This is a genomic window from Bacillus cereus group sp. N31 (assembly GCF_016483245.1).
Taxonomy (GTDB): domain Bacteria; phylum Bacillota; class Bacilli; order Bacillales; family Bacillaceae_G; genus Bacillus_A; species Bacillus_A toyonensis.
Window position 1 is genome coordinate 351917 of sequence record NZ_JAEHCH010000002.1, and the last position, 14174, is coordinate 366090.

Below are 14174 nucleotides of genomic sequence, written 5' to 3' on the forward strand. Positions count from 1 at the left end.
AATGACGGAAGTTAAGTTATATTTCTGGAAAAAGAAATGAAAGCAGTATAGAATAGAAATGTTTCAAAAGTCAGAATTTATTACACCTACTTTAATAAATATTTTGTACAGAAAGGGGAGATTCACATATGCAGGCAGTTTCACAAAAAAAAACTGTAGAAACACCGACAATATACCGAATATTATTTGCGATTAGCTTCGGACATTTTTTAAATGATTCGATGCAAGCAGTTGTGCCGGCGTTGTTTCCTATTTTGGAAAAAACGATGAATTTATCCTATATGCAAGTAGGGTGGATTGCGTTTGCGTTAAATATGACGTCATCGATTATGCAACCGGTGTTTGGTATGTATTCAGATAAGAAGCCGTCACCATTTTTATTACCACTCGGCATGTTTTCGAGTATGCTTGGAATGATTGGACTCGCGTTTGCACCAAACTTTATTATTGTTATTATTTCTGTTTTATTTATTGGCTTAGGTTCTGCAGTCTTTCATCCAGAAGGCGCTCGTGTTGCATATATGGCGGCAGGTGCAAAACGAGGGTTAGCGCAAGCGATTTATCAAGTTGGGGGAAACACGGGGAATTCCTTAGCTCCCATTTTTACAGCGCTAATTTTCGTTCCGCTTGGTCAAATTGGTTCTTTAGGTTTTACAGCATTTGCAGCAGTAGGAATTATATTGTTAATTTTCGTATCGAATTGGTACAAAAATGAATTAGCAACCGGCGCTGTAAGAAGGAAGAAGAGAGCTGCACTTGAGGCGGAAAATGCAATTGTAAGTACACACATTAAATTCGTTATTATACTTCTTGTTTTTCTTACTTTTGTGCGCTCTTGGTACGGTGCCGGTATCGGGAATTTCTATCAATTTTACTTAATTGAGCATTATGGTTTATCTATAAAAAATGCCCAGTATTTCGTATTCGCATTTATGATTGCTGGTGTGTTAGGAACTTTCTTCGGAGGACCGTTAGCAGATCGATTTGGTAAGAAAAACATCATCGTATTTTCAATGTTAGGTTCAGCGCCACTTGCACTGTTATTACCACATGTCTCACTTGTGTGGGTCGTACCTTTATTTTTATGTATCGGTTTTATTAGTTCAAGTAGTTTTAGTGTAATTGTTGTATACGCGCAAGAGCTTGTTCCGGGAAAAGTAGGGATGGTATCAGGTCTAATTGTAGGTCTTGCGTTCGGCCTTGGTGCTCTAGGTGCTGTAGTACTAGGAAAGTTAGCTGATATATATAGCCTTCAGTTCATTATGATATTATGTAGTTATTTACCGTTAATTGGACTTACTTCATGGTTATTACCAAGTGATAAGAAAACGATAGAATAGGGGATGTACTATGAAATTATGTGAAAACGTAACAGAATTAATAGGAGATACACCTGTCGTCCGATTATCTAAATTTATTCCGGAAGACGCAGCAGATGTGTATGTGAAACTAGAAATGTTTAACCCATCACGTAGTGTGAAAGACCGTGCTGCTTATAATTTACTTCATGTTGCAGAAGAAAATGGTCTCATTAAACCAGGGGATACAATTATTGAACCGACAAGTGGGAATACAGGAATTGGTTTAGCGATGAACGCAGCTGCTAAAGGGTATAAAGCGATTTTAATTATGCCAGACAATATGTCAAAAGAGCGTATTAATTTATTGAAAGCATACGGGGCAGAAGTAGTTTTAACACCAGCAGAACAAAGAATGCCAGGAGCAATTGCGAAGGCGTTAGAACTGCAAAAACAAATACCGAATAGTTTTATCCCGCAACAATTTGAAAATCCAGCTAATCCGAATATTCACCGTTATACGACTGCACTTGAAATTTACGAACAAATGGATGGAGAGCTTGATGCTTTTGTTGCAACGGCAGGAACAGGCGGAACGATTACAGGGACTGGTGAAACGTTAAAAGAGAAATTACCAAACTTATATATTGCAGTAGTGGAACCGAAAGGATCTCCCGTTTTATCAGGTGGTGTACCAGGTCCTCATAAACTAGTAGGAACAAGCCCAGGATTTATTCCGAAAAACTTAAATACAGAAGTGTATAACGAAATTATTCAAATTGCAGACGAAGAGGCTTTAACGACAATGAGAAACTTAGCTAGACAAGAAGGCTTATTAGTAGGGCCGTCTTCAGGAGCTTCTGTGTACGCAGCAATTATGATAGCGAAGCGCCTAGGCGCTGGTAAAAAAGTTTTATGTATTGCACCTGATACTGGTGAACGTTATTTGAGTATGGGGTTATTTGAATAAAAATGATAGAAATCCCTTAATGGTGAAATAGAGCTATTAAGGGGTTTGTTTTAGGGGATTAAGAGGGGGAAAGCACGATGAAACTATTAAAACCAACGCATAAATATAGTGAACAAATTATAGAGTATCGGGATGCTTTTTTACATGCAGGAGAACAACCACACGGTAGTAGCTCTTTACAAAATTTTGATTCCCTAGCTGAATGGTTTGAAAAAGTGAGTATACAAGAAGTAGGAGAAAACTTACAAGCGAATCGAGTGCCATCTAGTCAGTTTTTAAGTTTTGAAAAAGGGGAACTTATAGGTTTTGTGAATATTAGACATAGATTAAATCCAGAATTATTAAGGGAAAGCGGTCATATTGGATATAGTGTCCATCCGAATAAACGTCGCCATGGTTACGCTACGAAACAACTAAAGCTTGCATTAACTGAAGCGCGAAAATTAGGATTGCAGAAAGTATTAATAACTTGCGATAAATCCAATATCGGTTCTGCTAAAACGATTCAAAAGGTTGGCGGTGTGTTAGAAAATGAGGTAGTTTCTTCTCATACTGGTGAAATTGTTCAGCGTTATTGGGTAGAAATTTGATTAAGTGTGAATTTGAAAAGGTAATATAATATGCAATATCGAAATAGATAAATGAAGAGTAAGGGGAGTACTGCAGTTTTAGGGGGGAATGAAATGGGATTAAGAGAGAAAGCGATAGAAATGTCGGAGATTTATAGAAAAAACCCGAAAATCGAAGCTATTATTTTAGCAGGTTCAGTAGCTAGAAAATTAGAGGATGAACATTCAGATATTGAATTACATATTTTATGGTCGGAACCACCAGAGGATGAGGATCGTAAAGAGCCTATTAATCATATTGGTGGAAAAATTTTATCATATTATCCTTACGAGGAAGAAGAATGGTCGGAGACGTATTTGACGAAAGAAGGAATTAAACTAGAGATTAGTAATTTTTTAACAGTGACCGTAGAAAAAATTATTTCAGAAGTTGTAGAGCAGTATGATATCAATTATGAGAAACAATGTATTGTATCATCCATTCATGAAGGTGTGAGTTTGTATGGAGAAGTGAAAGTACATACTCTAAAAGATAGAGTTGAAGCGTATCCAGAAGAATTGGCGCAAAAAATGATTGCAGAAAACCTTTGTTTAAGCAATCGTTGGCATAATCGAGAGGCTCTTTTAAAACGAAAAGATTGGCTTATGCTATATGATGTTATTTGTGAAGTTCAAAGAAATATATTTGGAGTCTTATTTGGTCTGAGCCGCATGTACGTGCATCATCCTGCATTTAAATGGATGCCATATAATGTGGAACGAATGGGGATTAAGCCTGAAAATTTATATGAGCGTATGGCGAATATTTTAATAGGACATCCAGAGAATAGTGTGAAAGAGTTAGAATTGTTAATGGGAGAGGTATTACATTTAGTAAAACAATATACTCCAGAATTAAATATTGCGGAGCAACAAAAACGCATTCAATATGCAAAGTAAAAACAAAAGATGTAACAACGAGTTACATCTTTTGTTTTTTTATTTTACTAATTTTCTTAGTACAGGTAAACGTTGAATACGATTACCAAGAATATGTGAAGCGAGTCCACTCGTTAATACGAATAAAAGGTAAACAAGCCCTCCTGCCGCACCACATATAAATACAATGAGCAGTGATTCGATATAAGATTGGCCAGGAATAATCCAGCTTATAATTGCTTTTAATGCAATTACAACAGCAGACATTGCTGCGGAGTATATCGTAATAAGAAATACTGTTTTCACCGTTTCACCAATTTTAAATTTCGCAAACTTAATGATGCAATACAACATAATAATATTCGAAACGAGGTATCCGAGAATTGTTCCAAGTACAGCACCGTGTCCACCGAATAAGTGTAAAAGTGGTATGTTTACTACAATCTTCACAAGAATACCGATTGAGAATGCAATCATTGTTTTTCTTTGATAATCAATGCCTTGTAATATAGCTGCAGAAACTGTGAAAATCGCACCTAATATAGCAGAAGGTGCAAATGAAATTAAATATTGTGATCCATCAAGTGCAATTTTAGGATCTACATAAATCATTCGGAATGCATCGTAAGCGATGCTAGCAAGACCAAATGCAGCTGGGATAGTGAAGAATAACAATACTTGGAATATCTTTGAAATTTGTTCTTGTAATTCTTCTAGTTTTCCGCTTGTAAATGATTTCGTTATAGCCGGAATAATTGTTAATGAGAATCCAGTTGCAAGTGAAGCCGGAATCATAATTAACTTTTGTGCATAGTTCGTTATATAAGCGAAAACTGCATTCGCGGTTTCTAAAGGCTCTCCCATCGCTCTAAGGACATCAGCTACGGTATATTGATCTACTAACGTATAGAGTGGAATTGCAATACCCACAAATACAATTGGGATTGCATATCGAAGTAATTCCATATAAATATTTCGTAATGGAATATCGGATGCCCTTGACTTTAATTCACCTTCAGGAGGCTTTAATCCGTTATACTTTTTCCAGTACAGCATTAAAATAGAGACGCTGGCAAGTGCCCCGATAACAGCACCGAATGTAGCAACAGCAACAGAAGAGGCTACGGAACCTCCTAATATTTTGGAAACGATGAAGCTACCAACTAAAATGAAAACAACGCGTGCGATTTGTTCTACGACTTGAGAAACAGCACTTGGTTTCATATGTTGAAAACCTTGGAAATAGCCGCGTGTAACACTCATAGCCGGTACGATAATAAGTGCGAAACTTAATGCCCGCATTGTAAGTGTTACGTCAGCGATAAATTGTGGATTTGGCGTTTTAGAGCGAATAATAAATTGTGATATGTAAGGCGCTCCAATAAATAAAATTAAAAATCCTAAAAAGCCCATAAATAGCATTAATTTTATGCTCGAGCTATACAATTTTTTACTTGTACTATAATCACCGAGTGCATTATGTTTTGCAACAAATTTGGAGACGGCAATAGGAATACCGGCAGTTGAAAAGCTTAATAAAATACCATACCAAGTATATGCATATCCGTATAAAGCGACCCCTTGTGTTCCAACTAATAATTGAAAAGGGAAGAAGTATATAAAACCTAAAATACGTGAAATCATTGTTGCACCGCTTAGTAAAGCAGTACCTTTTAAAACTTTTGAAGTAGACAAAATTTGTTCCTCCTACTCATGTTGCCTTGCATGTATCTCGCTATTTGAGGGCAGTAAGACTCCTACCTCAAAATGAGGCTGGAGAAAGAAGTTAAGTGGGAGCCCTGCTACTACGAGTAAACGCAAAATTGGTGAAACTTTAATCAGTGGGGCATCCTCCGCTGATTAAAGTTTCACTTTACCGTATACTACTATAAACCTGTTAGAGAAGTTAATACAGTATAAACCATATAAGTTCAAATACTATTCATACAAAAGTCATATTTCAAATTTTTAAATAGAATATAAGACATAAAAACTTAAAATATAAGTTGACACTATTTTTAATGTGTGATAAAAATGATAGTAATCAATTCGGAAAATAATATTTGGGCAATGAAAGGGTATAGTAATGAAAATCTCCCTATTTCAGAGAGCTGATGGTTGGTGTGAATCAGTATATAGATTATTCATGAAGTTCGTCCTGGAGCATCTTTCATAAATCTCACATTATGAGGAAATGGAAGACGGTAGTTTATACCGTTATCAAATAAAGTGGTGAAGATTTTTTCACAACTAGGGTGGTACCGCGATATTTATCGTCCCTACGTATTTACGTAGGGACGTTTTTTATTTAGGTCCTAACTTTGCTGTGGCTTCATAACTAGGGTGGTACCGCGATATTTTATCGTCCCTACGTATTTACGTAGGGACGTTTTTATTTAGGTCTTACTTTTGTTGTATCTTCATAACTAGGGTGGTACCGCGATATTTTTGTCGTCCCTACGTATTTACGTAGGGACGTTTTTTTATTAGGGAGGAAGTGAACGTATTAGAAAAAAGTATTGATAGAACAATATAAATACCAAATTATAAAACAGAAAAAGATAAAGAGAGGAGATTAACAGATGAATTCACAGCAATGGACATCGAAATTAGGTTTCGTATTAGCTGCAGCAGGTTCAGCAATTGGTCTTGGGGCGATTTGGAAATTCCCATATATGGCCGGCATCGGAGGAGGCGGCGCATTCTTCCTTATTTTCATCGGTTTCACATTATTAATTGGTTTACCGCTATTATTAGCCGAATTCGTTATTGGGAGAAGTACACAAAAAGAGGCCGTTGATGCGTATAGAGAAATCGCACCGAAAACGTTATGGCCGTGGTTAGGTAAATTAGGAATTGTAACATGTTTCATATTACTTTCTTTCTACAGTGTTGTAGGAGGATGGATTTTATTATATTTATGGAATGCAATTACAGGTAGACTGTGGGAAGGAAATGGGGCGTACGAATCTACGTTCGGTGAAATCATTTCCAATCCGTATTTAGCAGTCGGATCACAACTATTATTCATCCTTATTACTATTTTCATCGTAAGTAAAGGTGTACAAAATGGTGTTGAAAAAGTAAATAAATATTTCATGCCGGCACTATTCGTTTTATTCTTTGTCTTAATTGTTCGTGCACTTACATTAGACGGTGCTGGTGAAGGAGTTCGCTTCTTCTTACAACCTGATTTCTCAAACGTAACGTCAGAAATTATTTTATATGCGATGGGGCAATCGTTCTTCTCATTATCTGTCGGTGTAGCCGTTATGGTAACGTATAGCTCATACTTACCGAAAGAAGAAAGTTTACCGCGTTCAGCATTTTCTATTGTAGCTTTAACGCTCGTTATTACATTACTTGCAGGACTTGCGATATTCCCGGTTGTATTCGCATTTGGAATGGAACCATCTCAAGGACCAGGATTATTGTTTATCGTATTGCCAGCTATTTTCAGTAAAATGGCGTTCGGAAAATTATTCTTCATCGTTTTCTTATTACTATTCTTCTTTGCTACTATTACATCAGCAATTTCGATGTTAGAAATTAGCGTTGCATCTTTAACTGCAAAAGGTAAAGGGAAACGTGAAAAAATGGCTTTAATCGTTGGATTATTAATCTTCGTTGTTGGAGTACCATCAGCATTATCATTTGGTATATTAAGCGATCTGAAGATTTTTGGAAAGACTATTTTTGATTTATCGGATTATGCAGTTAGTAACGTATTAATGCCGCTTGGTGTTCTATTAGTTTCTATCTTTGTTCCTTTAAAAATGAAGAAAGATGTATTAATGAAAGAGCTTGGTGTAAGTAAAAATAAAGGCTATAAACTATTCGTATTATGGTTATTCTTACTTCGCTATATCGCACCAATTGCGATTATTATCGTATTCCTAAATGTACTTGGAATTATTTAACAAGAAAGGTAGCGTATCGTTATATGATACGCTACCTTTTTTATCCTTTTATTTGCCGGGCAGTAAGACCCCCACCTCAAAACTCAGCGAAAGCGAAGAAGTTAAGTGGGGGATGGGCACCCCCCACTGATTAAAGTTTCACCTTATTTTGCTCTTTTTTGCAGTTCATTTACTGTGACGAATTGATATCCCTCTTTAGATAAAGAGTCTAAAATACCTTCAATGGTCTGTAAATTTTCATTAGATTTATCATACATAGGGTGTAATAAAATGATAGAACCTGGTTTTACATTTTTATTAACGTAGTCAATTTTATCAGCTGTAGATTTATAAAAAGTATCAGGCTCAAGATCCCACGTAATCGTTTCGATATTATTTTTATTTAAATAATAGGGTAGACCAATTAATTTTTTTCCGTTAGGGGGTCTAAAATCAATTTCGTCTGTAAATCCTGTTTGCCGGATTAATGAATTCGTTTTTTCTATTTCATCTTTAATAAAAGAAGGTGTTTTGAAAACCATTCTATTATGAGAATATGTATGGTTTCCAAGTTGGTGCCCAGATTGCGTGATAGCTTCTCCTAACGATAGATTTTTCTCTAGTTCATTTCCAATTAAAAAGAAAGTAGCTTTAGCGTTGTATTTATCCAGTAAAGGTAATATTTGTTTTACATTGTTAGTAGGGCCATCATCAAAAGTTAAAGCGATTACTTTTTCATTTGTTTCTACGCGTTGTGTTAAATCTCCAAATAATTGAAAGCTTCTTGCGTTCATCAATTTGTATGTTCCGAATAATACTGTGATAATAAAGAATAGTGTAACGATTGTAATGATAATTTTTTTCTTCATAATGTAACCTCACAATGATTTTTGATTTGATTAAAAAGTATTATATCAAACTAAGTAATTTCGTGCTTTAAGAAGGGTGTGGATGCAAGGAGAGGAAATTTATCATATAATAAAATGCAAAAGGTATATTAGGAGGTGTTTATATGGCGATTATAATTCAATTGCCAGACACTGCAACGTCTCATGCAAAGCCAAGTATGGAAATGGCGATACTTTGCGTGAGGTAGACAAGTAATATATAATCGCCTAAATGAGCTCGTATCATTTTTTATATTTGGCTTTGCACCTTATTGAAATGAATCATAAAAAATAAGGGGCGAGCAGAGATGAAATACGTAAAAGCTGCGGCAGTTTTACCAGAAAGTTTAATTGCTGAAATTCAAAAGTATATACAAGGTGAAACAATTTACATTCCAAAACAAGAAACGAAACATTATAAATGGGGTACACGATCTGGAGGAAGAAAACAATTAGATGAAAGAAATAACGCGATTAAAGCAGCATTTAAAAGCGGAATTGCTATTCATCAACTTGCAGAAGAATATTTTCTTTCCGGAGAAACGATTAAAAAGATTGTGTATTCTAAGTGAAAAAAAGGAAAGGGTCTGGTTCAAATATTATTTTGAATCAGACTCTTTTTGTTTTGTATTTATTGGATGTGAATGGACATGATAATAGCGATAATGTGCCGTTTTTTACTAAATTGGATACATAGCATTTGAGTGAAAAGCAGAAAGGTGAACATATATGAATCATCTTGGACAAATAACGATAGAACTTTTTGTTGGTTTTTTTGTTTTATTAATTGCTACTAAAATATTAGGTAAAACACAAATATCGCAGCTAACACCTTTTGATTTTATTTCTGCCATTGTTCTCGGAGAATTGGTTGGAAATACTATATATGATCCGGAAATAAAAGTATGGTCTATTTTATATGCTGTACTTGTATGGGTAGTGTTAATTTATACAATAGAAGTAATAACACAAAAATTTAGAGGAACGAGAAGTTTTTTTGAAGGCTCTCCGTCAATCATTATCCGTAATGGATATATTGACCGGGAACAACTAAGTTCAAATCATTTGGATATTAACCAATTACAGCAAATGCTTAGGCAACAAAAAGATATATTTTCAATTCGAGAAGTTGAGTATATGATATTGGAACCTAACGGAAACATAAGTGTATTGAAAAAAAGTAAATATGAATCTCCTACTATAAATGATTTAAGTTTAAAACATAAGCCTGTATACTTACCGATTTCATTAATTAGTGATGGGAAAGTAGTTAAGGATAATTTGAGGGAAGCAGGTTTTGATGAAGGATGGCTTTATAAACAAATAAAGCAAAAAGGAATTACTAAATTTGAAGACGTATTATATGCAGAATGGAAAACAGACGATGGTTTCTTTTGTCAGGAAATGCAGCGGTAGAGAATAGGCGATGTATGTAATGTTTGTTTCTAAGTTATCTTTTACATATCAAAAAACTGAATCATTGTATACAATAAGACTAGATCAACAATTTGTATGGAGTGATAAAGATGGAAGCTTTTATTAGAAGTGATCAATATAATTTTATAAAATCACAAGCTTATATTTTAGCAAATGGGCACGCAACGGCAAATGATAGAGGTGTAATTCAAGCATTAAAATCACTTGCGATTGAAAAAATAATACATGTATTTGAGAATTTAACGGATGAACAGAAAGAGTTAATCGATACGGTATTAACAGTTCAAAATAGAGAAGATGCAGAATCGTTTTTAATGAAAATAAATCCGTATGTCATTCCGTTTCAGGAAGTTACAGCGCAAACATTAAAAAAATTATTTCCTAAAGCGAAAAAGTTAAAACTTCCTGATATGGAAGAACTGGATATGAAAGAATTATCTTATTTAAGCTGGATTGATCAAGGGTCAAGCAGGAAATTTATTATAGCGAAAAATGATAAAAATAAGTTTGTTGGTCTGCAAGGTACGTTCCAAAGTCTAAATAAAAAAAGCATTTGTTCATTATGTCATGGGCATGAAGAAGTAGGTATGTTTTTAGTTGAAATTAAAGGTAATATACCAGGAACTTTCGTGAAAAAGGGAAACTATATTTGCAAAGACGGTGTAGCTTGTAATCAGAATATGAAATCACTTGATAAATTGAACGATTTTATTGAACGATTGAAGAAATAATGAAGGAACCTCTAGTATTTAAACTGGAGGTTTTTATTTTTTGAAGAAGTAATAATAGGCTTCTTTTGTAGCTGTAAATTTATAAAAAAAGTCGGGTCATTTATAATGAAATTAGATAAAAATATCTATTTGGATACAGTTGCTTATATGCAAGGAGGAAAAACATGAATTACATTTCACCGAAAGAAGAAATGTTAAAAGCGAAACGGTGGCCTAAAGATACGATAGCGGCAGGTCGTGGTCATACCGTTGCTCTTAAATTGGATGGCACGGTAGTAGCAGTGGGGCGAAATAAAGAAGGAGAATGCAATGTAAGCAGCTGGTGTGATATTGAAGCAGTCGCAGCGGGTAATGTTCATATGGCGACGAACACGGGTAATGCACATACAATCGGTCTTAAATTGGACGGCACAGTGACCACTGTGGGGAATAATCGATATGGCCAATGCGATGTAAGTGGATGGTGTGGTATGGTGGAGTTGGCGGCAGGTTATCTTCATACTGTTGGTTTGAAATCGGATGGAAAAGTGATGGCAGTGGGTAATAATAAACTTGGTCAATGCGATGTAGGCGGCTGGAAAGATATTATGGCAATAGCAGCTGGTACGAATCATACAATCGGACTTAAATCAGACGGTACCGTGGTGGCAGTCGGCTGGAATGAGTATGGTCAATGTAATGTAAGCGATTGGCGTGATATTGTAGCGATAGCGGCGGGTTGTGCGCATACGGTCGGTCTGAAATTAGATGGCACGGTGGTAGCAGTAGGTGATAATACATATGGTCAATGCGACGTAAGTAGCTGGTGTAACATCCGATTGCCTGGCAAATAGTTAATTCACAACAAATCACTAGTAATATTATTCTATTTTAGGAGTAATTATGGAATAGGATATGTAAAAAAATAATCAAAATTAAATTTGCTGAAAAAGAATCCTTTTAAAAAGGGGTTCTTTTTATTTTTCCGTAAAATGAGGGTCTAAATGGAATTTTTGAACAAACTTTATTTCAAAGCTACAGTAGAACAAATAAATAAAGCATAGGAGAGTTGAAGAAATGCTTAAAAAGTTTTTGCTTTCTTTACCGGATGTTTTACTTGTATGCATTGTTATCTACATAACATACACAACTACTCTTAGTTTTGTACAGATGTTAGTAATTTCAATTGCAATCGGAATTGTCGGTGGTCTTGTTATAAGAATTTGTAAGGATGTATTCACGTATATAAGGTGGACAATTAAACAGAGGAAATCTTGAATATGTTGTATTGCTATTAGGAGGAGAGGAAATGACTAAGAAAAAGAGTAGAGTGAAAAATGAAATAGCACTTTGGACATTAACAGCGGTTGTTCTCATCATTGTATGGTACTTTTTTCAAAGATAAAAACGCATCGCACTTTGAAAAGAGAGTACGATGCATTTTTATTATTTTTTTTGCCAATTTTCTTTTATAAAGTCTGCACGGCCAGATTCTTTTTGCTCAGTAGCATATTTCTCTGGGTTCTTTTTATAGAAATGTTGATGGTATTCTTCGGCTTCAAAAAAAGGTGCAGCCGGGCGAATTTCAGTTACGATTGGATCTTTAAACATACCGCTTTCTGCAAGAGCTTGTTTTGATTTTTCAGCAAGCGCTTTTTGTGTTTCGTTATGATAAAAAATAGCGGTACGATAAGATGGACCACGGTCAAAAAATTGTCCGCCATCATCAGTTGGATCGATTTGTGGCCAATATAAGTCTAGTAATTTCTGATAAGGAAAAATAGAAGGATCGAATGTAATTTGAACAACTTCTAAATGTCCAGATGTTCCAGCTTTTACTTGTTCATATGTTGGATTTTCTATATGACCTCCTGCATAGCCAGAAAGCACTTTATGAATACCTGGAAGTTCATCAAATGGTTTTACCATGCACCAAAAGCAACCGCCTGCGAAGGTTGCGAGTTCGTATGTTTTTTCGGACATTGCTGTAATCCTCCTAAATGTATATGTTTTATATAGTATTATATAAATTGTTTTATTGCGCAATAAAAAAGATTTGAAAATATATGTTTTTTATAAACAAGATCCTCCGCTCACATCAATTAATTGTCCAGTAACCCAGCGGCTGTCTGGAGAAGCGAGAAATGCAGCAGTATCGGCAATGTCTTCTACTTCACCTAAGCGATTGAAAGCGGAAATAGTAGTAGCGTACTGCTTCATCATCGGGTCGCTCAAGAGTTCTGCATTCATATCTGTTTTAATAAATCCTGGAAGTATTGCATTCACCGTTATTCCTCGTGCTCCAAGCTGTTTTGCTAGCGTAAAAGTCATTGTATTAATAGCGCCTTTCGTCATACTATATGCAACGAAATCAGGTAAAGAAATGCGGGTCGCAGCGGATGAAATATTAATAATTCGGCTATTGTCACGTAAACGTGGCAGTGCTTGTTGAATGATAAAGAATGGTGCTTTTGCATTTACTGAAACAATTCTATCAAAAAATTGTTCAGTTGTTTCTTCGATAAAAGCACCAGGACCAATGCCGGCATTGTTTATTAAAATATCAAATTGTGTTTCACCAGTGCGCTTTTGTAATTCAGTATCTAAAGCGTTATAAAGGTTTTCTACACCGTGTAAGGATTCTAAATTTGCGCCGATAGAAAAAGCTTGGCCACCATTTGATCGAATTTCATGAACAGTTTCTTCAGCGTCATCTTTTCGATTACCGTAATGAACAGCAACCAATGCACCGTCATTTGCTAAACGTTTAGCAATAGCACGTCCAATTCCTCGGCTTGCTCCTGTAACTAATGCCACTTTTCCTTTTAACATATTTTTCTCATCTCCCCATAAATTTTATATGTTTGTCAGTAGTTTTTCTTTATGTAGTAATGCGAACATACTTAAGTAATATATGAGTATGTGTAAGAAGTTCATTCCGATTTTGTTTTGAGAAAAAATAAATAGATTTCTAGTAAATAGAATGAATTTTATTTTTTTCTAAAAACATGTTGACAATGAAAAGAACAACGTCCTATAATACGTGTAACAAATAAAAGTGAATTAAGAATTTTCTAACTTTATATGTTGTATATGCAAAGAAGAGGAAAGTAGATGATTATGATCGTTTCAGAGAGCTACTCCTAGGCTGTGAGAGTAGTAGCAATCGAATCATTGAAGATCACCTCGGAGCATCGCTTGCGAAAGGGAAACTGAGTAGAGGGCGGCGGCATCGTCTCCGGTAAAAGGACGGGGGTCTGATTGGACCTACAGAGCTTATATTTCGCGAGAAGTATAAGGAAGCTGAGTGGTAACGCGAAACTCTCGCCTCAGCAATCAAAGCTACTAAGTTGTAGTAGTTGATTGCTGAGGCGAGAGTTTTTCTTTTATAAAAATAGAATAAAAGAATGCGTGGAAGAGGAGAGTAAATGATATAGATTGTTTCAGAGAGCTGCCCCAAGGCTGTGAGGGTAGTAACAATCGAAT

At 35.4% G+C, this 14174-nt stretch carries 14 protein-coding genes and 3 other annotated features (1 of these 17 cut by a window edge); of the genes, 10 read left to right on the plus strand and 4 right to left on the minus strand.

Going from position 1 to position 14174, the window contains the following annotated elements; translation table 11 throughout:
* The first annotated feature begins 128 nt into the window (after positions 1-128).
* The 4 genes from JDS81_RS06115 (at position 129) to JDS81_RS06130 (ending at position 3776) form a co-directional block, all read left to right on the plus strand.
* Positions 129-1340: an MFS transporter gene (locus JDS81_RS06115; protein ID WP_097954148.1), complete on the plus strand. Its 1212-nt coding sequence runs from the start codon at positions 129-131 to the stop codon at positions 1338-1340.
* 10 nt (positions 1341-1350) lie between these two features.
* Positions 1351-2268 carry a cysteine synthase A gene (gene cysK, locus JDS81_RS06120; RefSeq protein WP_000762271.1) on the plus strand — a complete coding sequence of 306 codons (918 nt, stop codon included), beginning with the start codon at positions 1351-1353 and terminating at the stop codon, positions 2266-2268.
* A gap of 77 nt (positions 2269-2345) precedes the next feature.
* A complete protein-coding gene (locus JDS81_RS06125; protein WP_097954149.1) occupies positions 2346-2858 on the plus strand; it encodes a GNAT family N-acetyltransferase in 513 nt (170 codons plus the stop codon).
* Positions 2859-2951: 93 nt separating this feature from the next.
* A complete protein-coding gene (locus JDS81_RS06130; protein WP_097954150.1) occupies positions 2952-3776 on the plus strand; it encodes a DUF4037 domain-containing protein in 825 nt (274 codons plus the stop codon).
* 39 nt (positions 3777-3815) lie between these two features.
* Here JDS81_RS06130 and JDS81_RS06135 read toward each other — a convergent pair whose 3' ends face one another.
* Positions 3816-5450 (minus strand): putative polysaccharide biosynthesis protein, encoded by a 1635-nt coding sequence (locus JDS81_RS06135; RefSeq protein ID WP_097954151.1) that lies wholly within the window; start codon positions 5448-5450, stop codon positions 3816-3818.
* 366 nt (positions 5451-5816) lie between these two features.
* Positions 5817-6039, plus strand: a binding site (T-box leader).
* Positions 6040-6337: 298 nt separating this feature from the next.
* On the opposite strand from JDS81_RS06135, the gene JDS81_RS06140 reads away from it, so the two are divergent.
* A complete protein-coding gene (locus tag JDS81_RS06140) occupies positions 6338-7675 on the plus strand; it encodes a sodium-dependent transporter (protein ID WP_097954152.1) in 1338 nt (445 codons plus the stop codon).
* 143 nt (positions 7676-7818) lie between these two features.
* Here the strand turns inward: JDS81_RS06140 and JDS81_RS06145 are convergent, their stop codons facing one another.
* Positions 7819-8523 (minus strand): polysaccharide deacetylase family protein, encoded by a 705-nt coding sequence (locus tag JDS81_RS06145; protein ID WP_097954153.1) that lies wholly within the window; start codon positions 8521-8523, stop codon positions 7819-7821.
* A gap of 326 nt (positions 8524-8849) precedes the next feature.
* Here JDS81_RS06145 and JDS81_RS06150 point away from each other — a divergent pair, with 326 nt between their 5' ends.
* From JDS81_RS06150 to JDS81_RS06170, 5 genes are all read left to right on the plus strand, one after another.
* Positions 8850-9113, plus strand: a complete 264-nt coding sequence (locus JDS81_RS06150; protein WP_000878303.1) for a CD3324 family protein — start codon at positions 8850-8852, stop codon at positions 9111-9113.
* A gap of 157 nt (positions 9114-9270) precedes the next feature.
* Positions 9271-9957 carry a DUF421 domain-containing protein gene (locus tag JDS81_RS06155; RefSeq protein ID WP_001015969.1) on the plus strand — a complete coding sequence of 229 codons (687 nt, stop codon included), beginning with the start codon at positions 9271-9273 and terminating at the stop codon, positions 9955-9957.
* Between the two features lie 110 nt (positions 9958-10067).
* Positions 10068-10709 carry a FusB/FusC family EF-G-binding protein gene (locus JDS81_RS06160; protein ID WP_097954154.1) on the plus strand — a complete coding sequence of 214 codons (642 nt, stop codon included), beginning with the start codon at positions 10068-10070 and terminating at the stop codon, positions 10707-10709.
* A 164-nt stretch (positions 10710-10873) separates the two neighbouring features.
* Complete coding sequence (locus tag JDS81_RS06165) at positions 10874-11542, plus strand: RCC1 domain-containing protein (RefSeq protein ID WP_097954155.1); 669 nt, start codon at positions 10874-10876, stop codon at positions 11540-11542.
* Positions 11543-11765: 223 nt separating this feature from the next.
* Positions 11766-11966 carry a hypothetical protein gene (locus tag JDS81_RS06170; protein WP_000913388.1) on the plus strand — a complete coding sequence of 67 codons (201 nt, stop codon included), beginning with the start codon at positions 11766-11768 and terminating at the stop codon, positions 11964-11966.
* A gap of 168 nt (positions 11967-12134) precedes the next feature.
* Here JDS81_RS06170 and msrA read toward each other — a convergent pair whose 3' ends face one another.
* Together msrA and JDS81_RS06180 are read right to left on the minus strand one after the other, a co-directional pair.
* Positions 12135-12671 (minus strand): peptide-methionine (S)-S-oxide reductase MsrA, encoded by a 537-nt coding sequence (msrA, locus tag JDS81_RS06175; protein WP_097954156.1) that lies wholly within the window; start codon positions 12669-12671, stop codon positions 12135-12137.
* A 90-nt stretch (positions 12672-12761) separates the two neighbouring features.
* Positions 12762-13520, minus strand: a complete 759-nt coding sequence (locus JDS81_RS06180) for an SDR family oxidoreductase (RefSeq protein WP_000911813.1) — start codon at positions 13518-13520, stop codon at positions 12762-12764.
* A 257-nt stretch (positions 13521-13777) separates the two neighbouring features.
* Positions 13778-14023 (plus strand) — a binding site (T-box leader).
* Positions 14024-14091: 68 nt separating this feature from the next.
* Positions 14092-14174, plus strand: a binding site (T-box leader); it runs 157 nt beyond the window's last position.